Raw genomic sequence first — 18,718 nt, 5'->3', positions numbered from 1 at the left:
TGTCGAAATGACATTTAATTGACTGGAAAGTGACGAAAAACCAGTGTTTTACAAGGATATTAAAGTTGGCACCGTTCCTGCAGATGTAGGCACGCATAATTAAAAAATTAATGAGGAGTAAGTCTCAATGCTTAACAACCAACATATTGAAGTCGTTAAAAGTACCATCCCACTACTAGAATCTGCAGGGCCTGCATTAACTCAACATTTCTATCAAAGAATGTTTTCTCATAACCCTGAACTTAAAGACATCTTTAATATGACGCATCAAAAAACAGGCCGCCAAGGCGTGGCTCTGTTTGAAGCGATTGCGGCATATGCGAAAAACATTGAAAACTTAGCGGCTTTGACCTCTGCGGTAGAGCGAATAGCGCAAAAGCACACCAGCTTTAATATTCAAGCTGAGCACTACCAGATTGTAGGTCACCACTTAATTGAGACACTGCGTGAACTAGCAAGCGATGCATTTACTCAAGAAGTTGAAGAAGCATGGACAGCCGCGTATCTATTCTTGGCGCAGATCTTTATTGATCGCGAAGGTGAGCTCTACCTACAGCGCAGACAAGCTGTTGGTGGTTGGTCAAATGCACGTTCATTTGTGGTTTCTAGTAAAAGAGCGGAATCTGAATTTGTCACGAGCTTTGTACTGACTCCTGAAGATGGTCAAGCGGTATTAGATTACCAACCGGGGCAATATATCGGGATTGAGTTGCAGCCATCAGCGGGTGAGAACAACGAGATTCGCCAGTACTCGCTATCGCAAAAATCAAATGGGGTAGATTACCGAATCTCAGTTAAGCGCGAAATTGGTGAACATAAAGGATTGGTTTCAAACCACCTGCACGATGACGTTCATGAAGGTGACACGGTAAGCCTATATCCCCCTGCAGGTGACTTCTTCTATCAAGAAAAGAGCCAACCAGTTGTCTTGATCTCGGCAGGTGTGGGTGCAACTCCGATGCAATCAATGATGCAGACCTTTGCAGCTAAAGACAAAAAAGACGTTACGGTTCTCTATGCTTGTAATAATGCAGCGCAGCACACCTTTAAGCAGGAAGTGTCCGATCTTGCACTTGAGCATAATTGGCCAACGTTTATTTGGTACCTAACTGAAAGCACCGCAGATTTCTCAGGCCAATTAGATGTCACTTTAGTTGCCAAAGAGCTGCCAATTGAGAATGGCGACTTCTACTTATGTGGACCAGTTGGTTTTATGGAATCAGCAGTGAAGCAGCTAGAGAGTGTCGGCGTCGAACGTGAACGTATTCACTATGAAGTGTTTGGACCTCACGCTTACTTATAATTAACCGACTATAGGCCCTTCGAAGTTGAAGGGCCTTTTTGATCGTACTCAGTTTGAAGTTAGCTAAATAGCCTTTTGAACCACTGGCTCAACTTAGATGGAGTTCTTGCCGCAATAGGAGAGCGCTCGTTTCCGAGGTAGAAACTTTCAAGAAACTGAGTGCGCAGTTCTTGCGTTGATGCCAACGTCGTCGTTGAAAGTAACGTTGCAGAATTGAAAGCGTGATCATTCGCTAGGCTAAAGTCCATTCTTAAATAGCCTTGGCAATAGAGCCACAAATGCGTCACCAAAGCGAACTGACGGCTACCAAGCTCTTCGAACTTATGGGTATGCTCTTTGCCTAGATTCTCATCAAAAACCTTACGCATCGCTGCTGCTGACTCAGATTGAGACTCGATATGACTTGTCTCTTCAATATGAGCCTTAGTCAGCACACCTAATAGGTGCTGAACAGGGGCGATGTCTGGCTTTCTGCCGCATGCGCGCTTAAACAGAGCATTGTGCTTTTCAATAAACAACTCGAACGACTTTCGATCTGACTCAATGGTAGAAAGAGAGCCAGCTTGAATGTTGTTAAGCTGTTGCTCTAGCTCAGTCATTAGATTGCAGTTGCTCTAAGGTAATTTCGAATGAACCTTTATCAGAGTCGACAAACAGACTCTCGCCAGTAATCATGACTGACAGATCCATACTGCGCTCGATTGTTTCAGAGAATGCTTCAATGCTTGCAGGGTCAAAACGGTAGATATTGGCTTTGTACTGGTGAACCTTGTTCTTGGTCTGTTGCCACCAAACATCGGATTTGCTGTTGAAAGAGAACACATCAACGCTTGGCGCAAGACGGCAGGCTTTCTTAATGCGGTCTAGTGATGGTTCGCCAATGTCGACCCAAAGTTGAATCTGGTCGTCCAAGGATTTCACCCATAGGTCAGGCTCTTCAGTGGTTGATAACCCTTTCGTCAATGCCAAGTCGGGCTGCCATTTAACGCAGAACGCCAAAACACGAGCCATCATTCGAGGTACAGTTTCAGATGGGTGCTGTGCAACAGTCAGCTGCGTAGAATCATACAGGTCGCGATTGGTATCAGAAAGCGAAATGCGGAACTTATAAATAGTAGGTTTGAGAGCCATAATACTTCTTGTATATAAAAAAATAGCCAGCGTAATGCTGGCTATTGTAAAACTTTAGTACTTAATAATTAAAGTACTTTGATGTTCTCAGCTTGAGGGCCTTTTTGGCCTGTAGTTACAACGAACTCAACTTTTTGGCCTTCAACTAGAGTACGGAAACCGTCACCAGTGATAGCAGAGAAGTGAGCAAAAACGTCTGGACCGTTTTCTTGTTGAATGAAGCCGAAACCTTTAGTTTCGTTAAACCATTTTACTGTACCAGTTACAGTGTTAGACATAATGTATATCCTTGATAGATCATGTAAAAGCCATACGGCATCGATAGCGTGGAAAAGGAGATTGCTATTGCGCACGACGTTACGACAGACATCAACACATCTAACGGAACGGCGAAAGTAAACAAGTACCGTTTTCAAGCTGACAATTAGTCTAAAGAGACGTGCAACTAAGTCAATAACAATAGAGCCCTTTTGACCCTAGAATCATGGGTTTTCATTAGAAATTTGCGCTAGGTATACTTTCGAAAATTTTGATGATTTATCTATAAGTAGTGTAACATTTGCCAAGCTGGTTTGTGATAGAGCGATTCGAGGTTAACTTTGAAGCGTATTCAAGCAGACATTAGCATCAAATAAACTGTGGAGGCCGTATGGCAAAAAAGAAACGTCCTGCTGAGTTCAGTGACGATAAACCGGTGATCGAAACCGAATTTGGTCGAGGTCAAATAAACGATAACGCGCTTAAAGCGGTGGTCACAAGTAAACTGTTTAAAGTAAGAGTAGAGAAGGCGAAAAAAGGGAAAGGAAGCTATCAACGCAACCTAAAACATAGAGGCAAAGAGCCCTATTCAAAAGCCGCTTAGATAGCGATGTTTGAATAGGGCTCTTTCATTATCTGGGCAAGAACTAGCGTTCGATCTTCGGCGAGTAAATGGAGTACGCGGTAATTTGTCCCGCGACGATGGCGGAAAACATAAATAGGGCAGACAGCCCGATACTCGGGATCGGAAGAATGGATTGCTCGAATACCGATTGGCTAGCACTGACGAGTACACGACTCCCAGGCACCAAAATAATAATCCCTTGAACAATATAGATAGAGCCCGTCAGGTCCATCTTCTTGGCTACCCATGTGCCGTACAGAGTGATTAGTACTGTCGTTACCCAAGTCCCGACAACCCAACCACTTTCAAATCCTAGGTAGAAAGGACCCCACATACCCAGTATGGCAACCGGAATGCCAAGTACGATATCTTTAGGTCTAGCATTAAAGATGACTCCCAATGAAACTGAGATCAAAAATAGCCCGGAAATGTGTAACCAAACGGGCACTTCGTTGGTGTAACTAAACGGCTCGGCTTGGCCCCATATCGATTCCCCAATGTTCAAGCCCATGACGATACCGACAAATAGCTTGATCAGTGACAAGGCACTTTGACCAAGCAAACTTGTACCAGAAACAAGATCATTAAAGGCTAAACACTCCAGAGAGTTAGCGATCGATAGCCCGGGCACAAATAAAACAATGGCAGCGATACAAAGTGCCCAGACCGGAATCTCGGCGCTGGTGCTAGCGAAGAAAGCAACCAGGATACCAGTCAGCAAAGCGGCGATGAACTCAGCAGCGATTGAGCGACGCGCACGGAGCACTTGCTGTGTTCCCCAGACGATAAAGCCAAGAAACACCGATATGAAGATCGCGTCCATTGTCGAGCCGACCAACATTAGATAAGCAGGGGGGATGCCCATGTTCGCCAGTGCAATGACCCATTTTGGGTAACCTGCTGGCTCAGGAACAGGTTCAGAGCTGGGCTGATTGATGCGAATAATCGTGTTGGCGAGCAAACTGAGGTTAATCGATGCAGGCTGGTGGCGCTTCATCACCACGGCATTGTTATCGTCAGGGAATTGATAATTGACAGTGGTAGGTGTCGCCTGGATCATCAGATCAACACCATGCTTTCGAGCATAAAACTGCGTGTATTTTTCTAGCTTGTAAGGCGCACAGCCACATCGGTGTAAGGTGTCGCCAATTTCGACGATCTTACGAATTCGGTACTCTGAAGGCATGGTATGTAGCACATAGGAATTTGTGACGCAAAGGTATCAAACCGTAGATTGTGATTCGAGATATTATGGGGTGAACAGTGGTCGAGCTCACACTAATTAATTAACGGGAATTTCACGTACCCTCGCAATTATGGAAACTCTGTTTGCAAAGCCGCACTTCATATAAAACAGCGCACATTAGGCGACAATTATCACAAAATTTAATTTATTTTCAATTGTAACCATTGTTACCTAAATGTAACTGGTGGGGCTAGTGATATTGGTCTTTTTACTCTAACCCCCTGATGAAAAGATGCTAAATAAATTAACCTCTTAACAATGTTTTTACATTTAGGTTGCAGGGAAGTTTTGGTTAATAATTAGACAAAATTAACGCTTGTAATTGGTACAGAAAAGGCGAAAATAACCGCAAAATGAGTTTGCAAAAATGAAAGGAAGCTTTTCCTAACTTTGAAGTACGAGGCGATGTATGAAGCTATTTCTAATTTTTATGGTGTCGATTTCCGCAGGTGTTGCATCAGCAGACCACCTTCATTCATTCTTGCTTGGTTTGTATATTGCGTCTCTCGCAGTCGGTAGCTGTTACTGGCTTGCTTTTAGAAGCAGCCGTTTCCCACAATTAGCATTGGTTTTACTGCTGTGCGGTTTCTTCGCTAAAATTGCGGTGACCGTTGTTGGTGTCTCGTGGGGATTGTCACAAGATTTAATCAGTTCTCCATTTATATTCTCACTGTCTTATTTGTTCTTCTCTATTGTGGCCACCTACGTATGGTTTGCTTACCGAGAAAAACTGATGGCAAAGAAAGACGCGCTTCTTAAAGCAGCGTAACGAAAGTGAAATTTCTGAAAACCAGCGGTTAATTCGCTGGTTTTTTTGTTCCTAAATTTGGGAACTGAGCATAAGAATGTCGATAATTCTTATGGAATGGTAACGATTGGTTTCAGAGCCGCTGAATCTTACCTCTTCTTGTCTATACTGAAGTGGATTATAAACCTACTCACAGTGAGACGTCGCATATCATGACAACGCGTTTTCTAACAGCAACAGCGCTTCTTTCGACTATTTCTCTCTCTTTTGGTGTGACGGCAGCGCCAACAATTATTCCTGATCCGCCAGCGCTTGGTGCGAAAGGGTATATTTTGATGGATTACCATACTGGCGAAGTATTGGTACAAAAGAACTCAGAAAAAAAACTTAACCCTGCGAGCTTAACCAAATTGATGACCGCCTATGTGGCAGGACAAGAGGTAAACAGCGGTAACATTGCATTAGATGATCAAGTTCGTATCAGCCGTAATGCTTGGGCGAAAAACTTCCCAGACTCGTCAAAAATGTTCATAGAAGTGGGTACTGATGTCCAACTGATGGATCTTTACCGTGGCTTGATTGTGCAATCTGGAAATGATGCCAGTGTCGCAATCGCTGAGCATGTCGCTGGCAGTGAAGATGCTTTCGTTAGCCTTATGAATAGTTGGTCGCAAAAGCTAGGGTTAGCAAATACCTCATATACAAACCCACACGGTTTAGACAGTGACGGCCTGTATTCAACGCCTTACGATATTGCATTGTTGAGTCAGGCGATCATCCGCGACTTACCCGATATTTATCCGTTATATAGTGAAACCGCTTATACCTACAATGGCATTACTCAATACAACCGTAATGGTCTATTGCGTGACCGCAGCCTAAATGTAGATGGCATGAAAACGGGTTACACCAGTGGGGCAGGCTACAGTTTAGCAACCTCTGCAACTAGCGGAGACATGCGACTTATTTCGGTTGTAATGGGCTCAAGTAGCGCAAAGAGCCGTGAGTCAGAAAGCAAGCAGCTCTTAAGCTACGGTTTCAGATTCTTCGATACGATTGCACCGACTAAACCGACGGACACATTAGCAGAAGCCAGAGTGTGGATGGGAGAAACGGATCATGTTGCGGCAGGTGTCGATGAAACAGTTCTGCTCACGCTTCCTAAAGGTGACGCCAATAAACTGATCGCAGAAGTAGAATTTACTGGTGAACTTACGGCTCCAATTCGCAAGGGTGACCCGATCGGTAAAGTAATTTATAGCGTTGAAGGTGAAGAAGTCACGAGTGCGACTTTAGTTGCCCAGCAAGATGTCGAAGAAGGTGGCATCTTTAAAAAGTTGATGGACTGGCTGAAACGCTTAGTTTCGAGTTGGTTCTAAGTTGGAAAAGTGAGTAAAAAGGCGAGGCTTTATACCTCGCCTTTTTTATTAGAACTTATAAGTAGCCGCTAGATACCAAGCACCTACTGATTGATTATAGGTTTTGGTTGTTGTGTAGTAACCATTGTAAGATGGGACGTCAAGCTCATAGTTATCTACTTCGTATGCAGTACGTAGTGACAAGCCTTGAAGTTGAGCAGGAGTAAACTCAAGCCCTAGACCTGCGCGGATGACACCACCGTCATCAGAAAAACCACCCGCTTTATAATCCACCGAACCTAAACCAATCGTTGCGAACGGACGAAGGCCATTATCAAAAGTGTATCCAAGGTTAGCGGCCACTGTGTAAGTTTTGTGTTCAATTTTGCCAGCATCAATGCTCTGACCATTTAGTGGGTTGTGGAGCTTAACGTTGGTATCGCCGTAGCTAGTAAATTGTGTTTCGATGCTAACGATGCGGTTAAACGCATAGCCAGCGATGAGTTTGTATGAATTGTCCGAGTCTGTTGAAACTGCCACAGGTAATTCATTCAGTAGTCCATCATCGTCAAAGTCTGTTGTACCAACACCTGCACCTAAATAGAAACCAGAATGTGGATTTGCACATGCAACACTAGAGAAAAGGGCAGTAACTAAAAGGAGTTTTTTCATTGTTTAGAGTCTCGATGTGAATGAGGTTGTTTTCGGGGCAGACTCTATAAAACTGAGAATTTTAGGCTAAACAAAATTCAAATAAAAAACACACATTATAAAATTGTGATATTTATATTTTTCTAAATTGAATATAAGTTGTTGTTTTATAATGTATACGTGTAAATTCATGCCAACTTACTACTCTTGATTTATAAATATAGGTAAGTAGACTGTGCCACCCTATAAATTATCAGCCAATCATATATCGGCTGTAGCAACGAGCATTCTTGAATGAGTTGCTAAGGTTAAACAGCAAGGTATAGCGATCCAATGAAAGCGATTCAGTTCTCTTCACTAAAGCTAGAATGCGAAACACGAACATTATCTAACGGCTTTGGTAACAAAGTTATCCTACGACCGTTGCCTTACGAAGTGTTGGTGTTCTTGCTACTCAAAGGCGCTCCGGCATCTCGCGAAGAGCTGTTTGAAAAGTGTTGGGGTGGCGCTGTTGTCACAGACCAAGCATTAACCAACGTCATCTCAGATCTGCGCCGTCATTTCTTTGTGTTGAACGCCAAAGAGATCAATATTCAAACCATCAGCAAGGTGGGCTATTTCCTTGATGTGGAAGTAGAGGTGATTGAGGCGTTGGAGCCGGTTCAAACGATTGAAGATACCACCGATGTTGAGTTGAACCCTTCAGTGACGCCGTCACACCAATCACAGGAAATGGCCAACCATGCTCCTAAGCGTGACATTAACTTCAAAGCGTCTTACCTGTTGGTTTTTGCTTTGATAGCAATGATAGCGGCGACCTTTATCTTTGAACCTTTTAAACCGCGCTCGCCGTTTACTGATCTTTCCCAATATGTACAACTGCTGGATGGAAGTCCTACGTTCTACCTTATGGATGGAACGAACGGCAGTATCGATAAGGCGTTTTTAACCGAGCAACTTGGCAAGGCTTCATTAGCTAACTGTTCTGCTGATGTCTACATTCGGGTTTTTCCGTCTATTTACGAGCCAGGTGTGATTGCGATGACGGTTCGATTGAAGTCTAAAACCAGTGCTCATTCCCACGTATTCCAACACTTTAATGTCACGAGTTTAACCCTGGCAGAGTCGGTGCTGATGGCGTTTGATAACCCGGAGGTAAGATGCGAGTTACAATAGGTGCATTGACAGTTATCTTAATCGCAAGTGTGATTTATCAGTGGCAGTTTGCGAGTTACAATTTTTCGGGTACACATTGGTTATGTTCTGAATCGCAGTCTGGCTTTACCTCTGAAACCTATCGCCATTATAAAAAAGTTGCTGAAATCACAACCATCTATTTCGATTCGAAGGAGAGTGTGACCTATTTCCAAACTGGCACGTTAGTTCATCAGGATGGAACGGAAAAGCCTTATGAACTGATGTTAACCGCTGACAGCGAAACCAACGGCAATCAGATTAAGCAGACGTTTACACGAGTGGAGTGGAACTTAAAACCGGAACATTCGTCACTCTTTATTAGAGATCAAGACAGCTTAGTCGGCTACAAGTCTGATTTAAGGTATGAGGTTGATGGTAAACAGCTGTTTCTGTACACCCAAGCGGGCAGTGAAGACGTAAACATTGCTTGCCATAAGTCATAAGAAAACGGGCACAACGGTGCCCGTTTGAGTATTTGAAGAAGCGGCTTAATGACCAGCAGAGAGTAAGTCTGGGTTGGTAACAAGATTGCGAACACCATGAGCATGGTCTTCATCGAACTCATTATTGGCTAACCATTGTGCAACTGAGGCAATGTCTACCTTCGCCACTTTTGGTCGCACGCTCCAAGTCACTTGCAGTGGCGAAGCTTGCTCATTGTAGCTAGGGCCGGTTGTTGAGCCTGCATATTGAATCGGCTTACCAGTATTTGTTGGGATATTTAGTGCTTGGTAGACACCACTTTTCATCTCCACCTTGGTCAAATCAACGAAGTTAAGCGCATTCGTATCATTAACGATCACAAACACCTGAGTTTCTACTCTTAGTTGCGGGTTAGAAATGGATTCGCTTAGACATGAGCCTAGCGTTGGCCCCGGTTTCACCTGCGCTGTTGAATGAACATAATGCAGTTCGATAGTATCGCCTGGCTCTAGCTGTCCATGACCTTTAGCGCCAATGGCCCCTTTAAACGGCTTAAGTTCAGCGTCACTCAACTTACCGTTATAGACATAGCCAGTATTGTAACCTTTGCCATCGCCATTACCGGCGTAGGAATTAAACTCCCCACCTTTGTGCTCAGCATTTTTATGGAAGTGGATATTGCACAAGTTCATTTGCGAGTATTCAGGCGCTTGACCAAAGTAACGGGTATTGTTACCAGCTAGGTTGTCGATATCGCGTGGAGACTGAGGACCAAACCCTTTCCCTTGAGTATTTTCAGCAAGTGCAGCACGTTGCTGTGCGATAACACTATCAGCAACATCATGGCTGTTTGAGGCTTGAACCGCTTGCGGAGCAATCACAAGAAAAGAAGACAGAAGTAAAACCTTATTCATACACAGATTTAAACCTTTGGTGAGTTTGTGAAAGAAAATGAATATATCGGTGTTACTAAGTTGCGTGCAGACGAAAAATGTCAGGCTTTGTGAGGTTGAGGGTTTGATTCCAATAATTTGTAGCGGGCTGAAAACAAAACAGCGGATGCATTGGCATCCGCTGATATTGCTTCATAAACAACGATTAATTTACTTTATTCCAAGCATTGTTCCAGTGAGAGCCAACTCCTGGTTCGAATTGAGTAGCACTAGGAGACCATTGAACGCAGTAACCTGAGTAAGGGAACTCTTTACATTGGTAGATAGCACCGTCTGACGCAAGAACCTTCGTACCAGCTGTATACGTCTCTAGACCTTCAGGGAAGACAAAATCATACTCACCAGACGGCGGTGGAGTCTGTTCTTCGACAAGGTGGAAGTCGAGTGTATTTTGCTCAATCACATTACCTTGCTGATCTTTAACCACGACAACCAACATATGGTGGCCCGGTTCTGACTTAGATAGCGTCATGGTTGCTGCTTCAACTTGACCATCGCTTAGCTCTACAGAATGCGAAGATAACGGCTCACGGTGATGGTTGTAGACTGTCATTTCAGTATGAATATCACCGGTCGCTTCAAGAGTTAAATCCAGCTGCGTCGCGTTATCACCAATGATGTATTCAGACTCTAGGCCGTATACCTCTAAGTTATAATCAGGTTCAGGTGAGTCGATCTTGTAGCCAATCTCAACGCTTTTTAATCCAGAGTCTTGTTTAAGGTAGATTGGGTTTGTGCCGTAGATTGGAGTGAACGTACCTTCAGCGCTTAATTGACCTGCTTGAAGCATTGATTGCTCTTGATTGATCTTAGCTGCGAGTGCGTGTGACCAATTGTTCGCGATGCCTTGCTCTTTTGAGTCGATGATAAGCTCTGTGCTGTACGAGACATTCTCACCATTTTGGTCGAATACACGCGTGTATACAGAGTCGCCAACATTTAGGTCTTGGCTTGGGTAAATTTGCCCACCTTGGTTCCAGTCAGGTAGTACTGGGCCGTCGCCTTCAAATTTAACGTCAATCACGTTGTAGAAAGACGCTGCAGTATCACCGACATCCCATACCGCTAAAATAACTTGGTAACCTTCACGCTCTGGCACATTACATAGGTGGCTAACACGCTTTGGTGGTTGAACCATACCGCCGTCAACCGTACAGAAAGGGTTTAGATCAAAAGAGTCACGAGCCAGTGGTTGGTTAGGGTTCCAATCGGCTTTAGTGATGTAGTATTTCCAGTCTTTAGTGACGTGGTTAGCTGTAAACGTCCATTCAAAGTACTGACTACCTGACTGAATAGGGCGCTTAACCCAGCGATCCGCCGTTTGCTCATCTAAAGCCGCCGCTAAAGCAGATTCTGCGCTGGCAATTTTACCGTCGCGTGGACCAGTTGCAGGGAAGCCATCTGGGCCTTCGACACTTTGTGGTTCATATTGAATCGCACCACAGTTGGTGTTCTTCTCATTGGTATCATTAGCTGGGAACTTACATAGTGCAACTCGACCTTCTGCTACACCATTTTCGTAAGCAGAAACGTAACCGTGACCGAAGCTTGCGCCACTCACACTAAGCAGTGCTAAAGCGATAAGAGATTTATTTGGAAGTTTGTTCATCATTTGTCCTGTGTTGATTTTATGACAAAAAAGATGACACTAAGGCATGCTTAAACACTTAGTCTCAAACTAAGTGGCAACCCCGCTATCATAGGTACGATATGTACCGACAGACCGGAAGCTTTGCGTCTTATCCTTTCGAATAGTTTGCCAAAAGTGCCGCTATGTATAGGCAGGCGAAATGTAGTTAAGCTTCCTTATAAAATCGATGTGAATAGTTTGATTGTGGAATGGTCTTCTCGAATTCCTACATTTCCGGAAATTTATCTTGCGAAAATGAAAAATTAACACTGCTTAACTTATTGAATATGTAAGCTTTATTGAGCTTATGCATTTGAATGGTGAATGCATTTTGCTGTTAAATAAATTTCGTATAAATGCAGTCCGTTGCATTTTCGTAAAACAAACTGCTGACTTTGGCTGACTCAGATTTGACAACGTTAAGCCTTAAAAATTCGACAATTCAGCCCGTCGATTTACACAAGGATTTATCATGGAATTTTCTGAAAAGGATAGAGAGGTACTCTATCAAACTTGGATGTCGCAAAAGTCGAAAATGCGCCTTACCCAAATGGAATTTGCGAAGAAACTAGGTATGAATCAACTGGCTTTTTCTCAAGTCTTGCGAGGCGAGGCTGAACTCACAATGCCATTTGTCACCAAATTCTGTCGCTTACTGCAGTTAGAGCCAAATAATGTTGTCCCTTCCCTTAAAGAAAGCCATAACAGTGGCGCACCAAAGGTCGTTTACTTACAAAGCCGAATGACGGTTGATGGTGAAATCCAAAATGCCTATATAGAAGGCAATCAGGTCGTGGTGGAATACGCGCATCACGTCCAATCTTCTTAAGTGAGGGAAAGTGCCGATTAGTCGTGATGTAAAGACGTAATTAACTATTGGCTAGCAAGGTTAGGTGTTACTCTAAATAGTTATGAAAGACTGTAGAGCAGAACAATGCTAGAAAAAGAGAACCTAATCAAGCTGGCAAGAATGCAAATGCCCTTTGGTAAATACGCAGGAAGAGTACTCATTGACCTGCCGGAAGAGTATTTACTGTGGTTCGATAAGAAAGGTTTCCCAGAAGGGGAGCTAGGTGATTTGTTGAAGCTTTGTCTAGCGTTAAAGATTGAAGGGCTTGATACCGTTGTTAAGCCTTTAAAGCGAATGTAGCTTTTCGAAGTAACGGTAAGCCCTGAATTGATAGGGTGATCTTTTAGCTAAGGGAGTCAGAACGTTGTGTTCTGACTCATATCAGCAGTAACTCATTGAATAGATTGAGCTGCCTTTAAAAGAAGCTGATTAAAGCTCTCTGGCTGTTCTAGCATTGGAAAGTGCCCAGAGTCCTCAATGAAGTAGATGCTATAGTTTTTGATGTGCTTTTTGTTGGCTTTAGAATCGGTCGGCCATAAGCGCGCATTGACTAATACAACAGGCACATTGATACTTTCAAACACGCGATACGACTCCCCTGTGATGTACTGCCCCAAATAATGGCGGAACTGGTTAAGGGCGATACCTTTTGACGCAGAGGCCATATCTTCAGTTGCCCATTCCAATATCACAGGATCAACGTCTGCCGGGAACGCATTTTTTACAAACTCTGTCATACCAGTCTGAAAGTCTTCTTCAAACGGTTTGATCATCATGTTGAGATCAGCCTGCGTCAAAGGCGCGGCCACATTTTGCGAGGTATCGACACCGATAATGCCAATGACTTCTCTCGGCATCAACTTTGCGGCCTCTGCTATCACACCACCGCCCATGGAGTGACCAACCAAAATAGCGTTGTCGATGTTTTCTTTCTTCATTACCGCTTTAATGTCGTTGGCAAAAGCGGACATAGTGTACTCTTTTCGGTTGAGCGATGAGTTGCCGTGTCCAGCCAAATCCAGCGTGACTACCTTGTATTGGGATGAAAAGAAGTCAATTTGGTTTTGCCATAAGCGGCTATCCAGACTCCAACCGTGAACTAAGATCATAGCGGTATCGCTATTCCCAGTTACGCTATAGGCAATTTTTTCTCCATCGTCTGTGCTCGCAACGCCGTATCGGGAGCTATCGAGCGGTTCAGCTATGCTGAAGCCACTGAGTGCTGACAGTACGAGAAGTAGGGTGGAAAGAATAAATAGCTTTTGAGTGTTTCGTTCATTCTTGAAATTCATAGATTGACCTTTTGCTTGGAAGTGTTTGCGGTTATCCGAATCAACTTAAGTATTGTAGAGGTTGAATCGCTTGCGGTATCACTGCTAGTGGTTTTCGCCATTGGAGCTGTGTGGGCAAGGGTATACTCAATCATCTAGGTGCGGACTTTAAACTATGAACCTATAGACAGGTCAACGGTTGATGTGATGTTGCCATGAAAATAATGGGTTGAGTAACTCCGCCAAGGTCAATAGGCGAGCTTGGTGATTTATCGAAGCTTTGCCTAGCGTTAAAGATTGAAGGACTTGATAGCGTTGTTAAACTCTTAAAACGAATGTAACCTGCAGAGAAAAGCCCAATTCTTATTTAAAAGATTTACTATGAATTTTGATATCAATACATTGAAACACCACCAACTGGTCGAAGATGGTCAACTAGAGGGGTGTTACATTCATCAGCCTGCTCAGGGTAGCCAGCAAGACGACAAAGCTGTCTTGGAAGAACGCCAAGCGCTAGAAAAGATGGGGTACAAGGTAGTGCAAGTTAAACCTAAAGGCGGAACAACCACGTTCGCCGAGGCGATGCAAGAGCTCGCAAAGAAGACGGGGCAGCAGCCTAAGTAGTCATCATATCCCACTTTATCCCGCAATATCATTTGTCCTCATTTAAAAGAGTCAGGTTAGGCTGACTCTTTTTTGAGGTCTATTCGTCTAAAAGCTCAGGTTTAGGACACTTTTGATATTTTGAATAAGGTGGGAGACAAAAACTATACCTATCCTTTGCTTCCAGCAATTCCTGATCTGTTAATTCTTTGCTAATCGATGTTGCCAATGATTCCAGTTTTCTATTTTGGGCCGATGCAGCAATTGCCCAAATATATGCGCTTTGGTAATTCTGCTTGATAATGCTACCTCCCAAAAACATCCGGGATAGATCTTCTTGAGCTTCGGCATAACCAAGTATTGCCGATTTAGTACACCACATTACTGCTCGCTCATAATCGACTTCAACTTCGTGACCATTGAAGTACATATGACATAATTCTCGTTGTGCGTGAGCATTCCCACTCATTGCCAAAGCACTGTATTGAGCAAATGATAACTGACTAAGGCTGTTGAAATTTTGCGTACCTTCATAATCATTTTTATCTGATGACTTTTTAAACCACTCCAATGCCAACTGCCGATCTTGCTGGATGCCTATTCCGTCTCTATACATTATTCCTAAATAATTTGCTGCTCTGCCATCTCCATTTTCGGCTGCCTTACGATACCAGTTTGCAGCAATAACATAGTCTTTTTTAACCCCATGCCCTTTTTCATACAAGCGTCCAAGATTTCTTTGTGCTGGAGCATAATTCTGGTCAGATGCCTTCGTATACCATGATATTGCTTTTTTATAGTCTTTCTTAATACCAATCCCATGCATATAAGCGAAGCCAAGGCTATCTTGAGATGGTGCATAACCTTGCTCCGCGGCTTGGCGGTACCAGTAAGTAGACTCGATTAGTTTATGAAATTTGCTATTTGGATACTGATATATCCATCCAAGACTGTCTTGAGCAAAGGTATTTCCTTGTTTTGCCGCTTTTAAGTACCAGTACTCGGCTTTATCGTAATCTTGTTCGACTTCACTTCCATATTCATACATTTGCCCTAGCTGGGATTGGTAACTAGCATTACCTTTTCTTGCTCCAACACTGGCCTCTTTGAAGGAAACAGTGGGCTTCTCATCATTATTGAACACTACTTCCTTTTGCCATCTAGCGGCTACCCCTTTATCTTTATTTATCGTGGTACAAGCAGACAGCCAAACAACAATGCAAAGTGAGAAAAGGAGTTTTTTCATTACAATAAATCTTCAAAATCATTTAGTTAATGATGAACTATATCACTAGCAAGACCAAAATTCGCGTACCTCAGTAAATTCCATTCCAGATGCGAAATCTCAAATTAAAGTCTGATCGGAGGTACTAGATACTTTTAGTGTAATGCACGCTCCTGTCTTTGAGTGCGGTAGAAATGATTCTAAGAGGGGTTACTTCGGATTATTGAAACTACGTCTGCACTACTAGTTAAGGGTTGTTATGTTCTTGGTGTGAAAGTGGATAGTTTGTTTAAATACCCAGCTTATATTTAGCTTTTTTGTATCTACAATATTTCAAACAAAAATCTATTCACTAAAATCGGGTATCAAAGCACTCGTTTTGGTGGGTAAAGACTCCTTTCCCCGTTATGTTGTGAAGCCGCCATCACATTTGAATATTCGTTTCAAATTAAACGTCATATTTTAAACGCTGTATATTCATTTTTTGAGAATTAATACGCTCTTTGTGGGGCCATTGGAAGTGACAACTTCAATTGTTTGGATAATTAGTCTTGCCCTGACTAATTATCCAAAGAGTCTAAGATTGCTAGTGAAATTGAATTTTGAAACGCATCACACTCGTAAAAATAACCTTGAATTACCATCAGCTCACTTAGAAAGATAAGTCCTAAATAATAACTATCAAAATACCCTACAAACCGATTATAAGGATACCTACCATCATGAGCGGTAAGATCATCAAGCTATCTCGAAATACTGACCAAGCGCCAATCAATGCTCTTTCTACCCAAAGCGTTGCTTTCTCTCATTACAACAATATCTCGGCGCAACTACCGATTGACCCGAAAAGCGGTGAGTTGGTGATTGGCGACATCAAAGCGCAAGCAGAGCAATGTTTTGCAAACATCAAATCTATCGTAGAGAGCATTGAACATGTGATGGATGATGTGGTTAAGGTCAATATCTATCTTAAAAATATTGACCATGTAGACGCTGTAAACGAAGTGATGGCGATGTTCTTTACTGAGTACTTCCCAACTAAAACAGTGTCTGCAGTGGCTGAACTGCCAAACAGTGATGCACTGATCCAGATTGACGCTCTAATCTCTAACGGTGAAGGTACCCAACCTCAAGAACCATGCCCTTTGATTAAGCAGGCAAGAAACTGCGATAGCGTGACTAAAAGTGCGACATCGACTCATTCGGTTGCGTTCTCACACTACAACAACCTATCTGCGCAGCTGCCAGTTGATCCTACTACAGGTACATTGGTTGAAGGTGGAGTTAAGGCTCAAACCGCACAATGTTTACGTAACCTAAAGACTGTCTTAGAAAGCATTGATGTGCCGTTTGACGATATTGTAAAAGTTGGCATTCAGGTAACAGATCTTGCCGATATTGAGCTAGTGAACGAAGTGTACATGACCTTCTTCCCTGATTCGGCAATTGCTCGCAGCGTTGCTTATGTTCCAGCGCGTTCTATCACACAAGCGGCGGGTTTACCAATGAATGCATTGGTTCAAATTGATGCGGTGATTTCTCATGGCGATGGTACGCCACCACAAGAAGTAGAAGATAGACATGGGATCGTGATTCGCGCGAACAATACAGACTTAGCGCCTATCAGTGAGCTATCAACACAGACGGTTGCTTTCTCTCACTACAACCATATTTCAGCTCAGCTTCCAGTGGATGTACAGACTGGACATTTAGTTGAAGGGAATACTGGTGTTCAGGCTAAGCAGTGTCTAACTCACATTAAATCCATCGTCGAAAGCATTGGTCATGAAATGGATGACTTAGTGAAGGTCAACATTCAACTAACCAATATGGCAGACTTGCACATGGTTGATGAGGTTTACACTACGTTCTTCAATGGCAACCTACCTGCTAGAACAGTGATTGGTGTTGAAAAGGTAGCATCAGGCGCATTGATTCAGATTGATGCGGTTGTTTCGAATGCTGAAGGCACACCGCCGAAGAAATAAGCAATCTAAGATAATTGCCTAGTTTAGCGCTGAATAGCCAAGGATTTGGACTTAGTACTTAGGTTAGAGCAGTTATAAAACGATAAAGAAAAAGGAGCCAACAGGCTCCTTTTTTTGTGTTGGGCTTAGTGCTTGCGCTTAGGACCATTTTTTACAAGGTCTTGGCCAGTTTGGAATACTTCTTCAGTTACCCAGCGGCCTAATATCAGTTGGTTGTTGTCGTCTAATACAGCGACAAAGCGGCGACCATCGGCATTACTTGTTGCCAATACGATACCTGCCGCATTGTTTAGACCCAGCATGCCACTTTCAACAGCCACTAGAAACGATTCTAGCTCTTCCAAATCCGAAATAATTCGGTCGTCATTAATCATCTTGATGTTCTCTTGTTTCTGCTCCTAGCCAGCAAGGAGCGACCGCAAATTGCAGACTACTTTAACGATCATAGTGATGAATTACCATATCTGCACGGCTATGAGTTAAGCAATCGACACCATTCAATCCGTATTTTTTCCATTCACGCCCTAAATTGTCCGTTTGTCGCAATCATCAGCGTGTTGTTTTTCTCCGGAGTATTGTTACAGCATCAAAACGGACAAGGACAGATTCAGATGAAAACCAATACATTAGCTAGTCTATTCACACTAAGCCTATTAACAATGACACACGCGTTTGCCGCACCTTCAGAAGCGATTATTGCTCAGTACAATTTGGCCGCAGAAGGGGACGAGGACAAAGTTGAGCTCGTTTATCAGCAGTTGGATCAGCAGATAAAAAGTGACGGCGCAGATCCACTCAGTTTGGTTTATTTAGGCAGCACTCAAACTCTGATGGGTCGTGATGCGTTTATGCCTTGGAATAAAATGAAATACACCGAGCAAGGTCTAGCGACAATTGGTAAAGGTCTCGATTTACTGAATACGCAAGCTGAGCCATTAGAAGCGCAGCAGATTCGTCAGGGGTTACCTGAGTCGTTATTGGCGAAGTCCATCGCAGGCGTAACGTTTACCTCGTTACCCGATATGTTTAACCATTTTGACCGCGGTTATGACATCTTCCTAGAACTTCTTTCAGATGAGTCTTTCTCCGCTCAACATTATGATGCCATCTCTTGGGTATACATCTACGCCATTCAGGCTGCTATACGCGCAGAAGATAAGCCTCAAGCACAGAAGTGGCTCGCTGAAATGCAAGCGCATAATGCTAATCACCCTATGACGATTCAAGCGCAAGCTATTGTTGATAAAGCAGCTTAAGG

Annotated in this window: 21 protein-coding genes and 1 riboswitch; of the genes, 11 read left to right on the top strand and 10 right to left on the bottom strand. The window is 43.3% G+C overall.

Annotation, left to right across the window (positions count from 1 at the left end; translation table 11 throughout):
- Positions 1–127: 127 nt before the first annotated feature.
- Positions 128–1,303 carry an NO-inducible flavohemoprotein gene (hmpA, locus tag VIA_RS07410; RefSeq protein ID WP_004412164.1) on the top strand — a complete coding sequence of 392 codons (1,176 nt, stop codon included), beginning with the start codon at positions 128–130 and terminating at the stop codon, positions 1,301–1,303.
- 59 nt (positions 1,304–1,362) lie between these two features.
- On the opposite strand, the gene VIA_RS07405 is transcribed toward hmpA, so the two are convergent.
- The 3 genes from VIA_RS07405 to VIA_RS07395 form a co-directional block, all read right to left on the bottom strand.
- The gene (locus tag VIA_RS07405) at positions 1,363–1,902 is read right to left on the bottom strand and encodes a hypothetical protein (protein ID WP_004412163.1); all 540 of its coding nucleotides are present in this window, start codon (positions 1,900–1,902) and stop codon (positions 1,363–1,365) included.
- Positions 1,895–2,434: a YaeQ family protein gene (locus VIA_RS07400; protein ID WP_004416180.1), complete on the bottom strand. Its 540-nt coding sequence runs from the start codon at positions 2,432–2,434 to the stop codon at positions 1,895–1,897. The genes VIA_RS07405 and VIA_RS07400 overlap by 8 nt, the downstream gene beginning before the upstream one ends.
- A 68-nt stretch (positions 2,435–2,502) precedes the next feature.
- The gene (locus VIA_RS07395; protein ID WP_004412161.1) at positions 2,503–2,712 is read right to left on the bottom strand and encodes a cold-shock protein; all 210 of its coding nucleotides are present in this window, start codon (positions 2,710–2,712) and stop codon (positions 2,503–2,505) included.
- Between the two features lie 371 nt (positions 2,713–3,083).
- On the opposite strand from VIA_RS07395, the gene VIA_RS07390 reads away from it, so the two are divergent.
- Positions 3,084–3,296 (top strand): alternative ribosome-rescue factor A, encoded by a 213-nt coding sequence (locus VIA_RS07390; RefSeq protein ID WP_004412160.1) that lies wholly within the window; start codon positions 3,084–3,086, stop codon positions 3,294–3,296.
- A 43-nt stretch (positions 3,297–3,339) separates the two neighbouring features.
- Here VIA_RS07390 and VIA_RS07385 read toward each other — a convergent pair whose 3' ends face one another.
- Complete coding sequence (locus tag VIA_RS07385; RefSeq protein ID WP_004412159.1) at positions 3,340–4,503, bottom strand: threonine/serine exporter family protein; 1,164 nt, start codon at positions 4,501–4,503, stop codon at positions 3,340–3,342.
- Positions 4,504–4,972: 469 nt separating this feature from the next.
- On the opposite strand from VIA_RS07385, the gene VIA_RS07380 reads away from it, so the two are divergent.
- Positions 4,973–5,332 (top strand): hypothetical protein, encoded by a 360-nt coding sequence (locus VIA_RS07380; RefSeq protein ID WP_004412158.1) that lies wholly within the window; start codon positions 4,973–4,975, stop codon positions 5,330–5,332.
- 191 nt (positions 5,333–5,523) lie between these two features.
- The gene (locus VIA_RS07375) at positions 5,524–6,690 is read left to right on the top strand and encodes a D-alanyl-D-alanine carboxypeptidase family protein (protein ID WP_004412157.1); all 1,167 of its coding nucleotides are present in this window, start codon (positions 5,524–5,526) and stop codon (positions 6,688–6,690) included.
- A gap of 48 nt (positions 6,691–6,738) precedes the next feature.
- Here VIA_RS07375 and VIA_RS07370 read toward each other — a convergent pair whose 3' ends face one another.
- Positions 6,739–7,341, bottom strand: coding sequence for a porin family protein (locus tag VIA_RS07370; RefSeq protein WP_004412155.1), 603 nt, complete (start codon positions 7,339–7,341; stop codon positions 6,739–6,741).
- Positions 7,342–7,653: 312 nt separating this feature from the next.
- Between VIA_RS07370 and VIA_RS07365 the strand changes: the two genes are divergently transcribed.
- Entirely contained in the window at positions 7,654–8,496 is an 843-nt protein-coding gene (locus VIA_RS07365; protein WP_004412154.1) for a winged helix-turn-helix domain-containing protein, read from the top strand.
- The gene (locus VIA_RS07360) at positions 8,481–8,960 is read left to right on the top strand and encodes a hypothetical protein (RefSeq protein ID WP_004416183.1); all 480 of its coding nucleotides are present in this window, start codon (positions 8,481–8,483) and stop codon (positions 8,958–8,960) included. Before VIA_RS07365 ends, VIA_RS07360 begins: the two co-directional genes overlap by 16 nt.
- A 45-nt stretch (positions 8,961–9,005) precedes the next feature.
- Here VIA_RS07360 and VIA_RS07355 read toward each other — a convergent pair whose 3' ends face one another.
- Positions 9,006–9,854: a delta-class carbonic anhydrase gene (locus tag VIA_RS07355; protein ID WP_004412152.1), complete on the bottom strand. Its 849-nt coding sequence runs from the start codon at positions 9,852–9,854 to the stop codon at positions 9,006–9,008.
- A gap of 184 nt (positions 9,855–10,038) precedes the next feature.
- Positions 10,039–11,502: an N-acetylglucosamine-binding protein GbpA gene (gbpA, locus tag VIA_RS07350; protein ID WP_004412150.1), complete on the bottom strand. Its 1,464-nt coding sequence runs from the start codon at positions 11,500–11,502 to the stop codon at positions 10,039–10,041.
- Positions 11,503–11,574: 72 nt separating this feature from the next.
- Positions 11,575–11,664, bottom strand: a riboswitch (cyclic di-GMP riboswitch).
- 331 nt (positions 11,665–11,995) lie between these two features.
- Between gbpA and VIA_RS07345 the strand changes: the two genes are divergently transcribed.
- Both VIA_RS07345 and VIA_RS07340 read left to right on the top strand, forming a co-directional pair.
- Entirely contained in the window at positions 11,996–12,352 is a 357-nt protein-coding gene (locus tag VIA_RS07345; protein ID WP_004412149.1) for a helix-turn-helix domain-containing protein, read from the top strand.
- Between the two features lie 105 nt (positions 12,353–12,457).
- Positions 12,458–12,673: a DUF3820 family protein gene (locus tag VIA_RS07340; protein WP_004412148.1), complete on the top strand. Its 216-nt coding sequence runs from the start codon at positions 12,458–12,460 to the stop codon at positions 12,671–12,673.
- Between the two features lie 92 nt (positions 12,674–12,765).
- On the opposite strand, the gene VIA_RS07335 is transcribed toward VIA_RS07340, so the two are convergent.
- Positions 12,766–13,665 (bottom strand): alpha/beta fold hydrolase, encoded by a 900-nt coding sequence (locus VIA_RS07335; RefSeq protein ID WP_004416185.1) that lies wholly within the window; start codon positions 13,663–13,665, stop codon positions 12,766–12,768.
- 360 nt (positions 13,666–14,025) lie between these two features.
- Between VIA_RS07335 and VIA_RS07330 the strand changes: the two genes are divergently transcribed.
- The gene (locus VIA_RS07330; protein WP_004412145.1) at positions 14,026–14,268 is read left to right on the top strand and encodes a hypothetical protein; all 243 of its coding nucleotides are present in this window, start codon (positions 14,026–14,028) and stop codon (positions 14,266–14,268) included.
- 79 nt (positions 14,269–14,347) lie between these two features.
- Here the strand turns inward: VIA_RS07330 and VIA_RS07325 are convergent, their stop codons facing one another.
- The gene (locus VIA_RS07325; RefSeq protein ID WP_004412144.1) at positions 14,348–15,493 is read right to left on the bottom strand and encodes an SEL1-like repeat protein; all 1,146 of its coding nucleotides are present in this window, start codon (positions 15,491–15,493) and stop codon (positions 14,348–14,350) included.
- A 701-nt stretch (positions 15,494–16,194) separates the two neighbouring features.
- On the opposite strand from VIA_RS07325, the gene VIA_RS07320 reads away from it, so the two are divergent.
- On the top strand, positions 16,195–17,460 hold the full coding sequence (locus VIA_RS07320; RefSeq protein ID WP_004412142.1) for a RidA family protein: 1,266 nt from the start codon (positions 16,195–16,197) through the stop codon (positions 17,458–17,460).
- A 125-nt stretch (positions 17,461–17,585) separates the two neighbouring features.
- On the opposite strand, the gene VIA_RS07315 is transcribed toward VIA_RS07320, so the two are convergent.
- Entirely contained in the window at positions 17,586–17,834 is a 249-nt protein-coding gene (locus VIA_RS07315) for a hypothetical protein (protein WP_004412141.1), read from the bottom strand.
- A gap of 237 nt (positions 17,835–18,071) precedes the next feature.
- Here VIA_RS07315 and VIA_RS07310 point away from each other — a divergent pair, with 237 nt between their 5' ends.
- Positions 18,072–18,716: a hypothetical protein gene (locus VIA_RS07310; protein ID WP_004412140.1), complete on the top strand. Its 645-nt coding sequence runs from the start codon at positions 18,072–18,074 to the stop codon at positions 18,714–18,716.
- Positions 18,717–18,718 lie beyond the last annotated feature (2 nt).

Origin of the sequence: Vibrio orientalis CIP 102891 = ATCC 33934 (assembly GCF_000176235.1) — a bacterium.
GTDB classification, from domain to species: Bacteria; Pseudomonadota; Gammaproteobacteria; order Enterobacterales; family Vibrionaceae; genus Vibrio; species Vibrio orientalis.
Note: the sequence above shows the minus strand (reverse complement) of the source record. Positions and strands in the feature narration are given on the sequence as shown.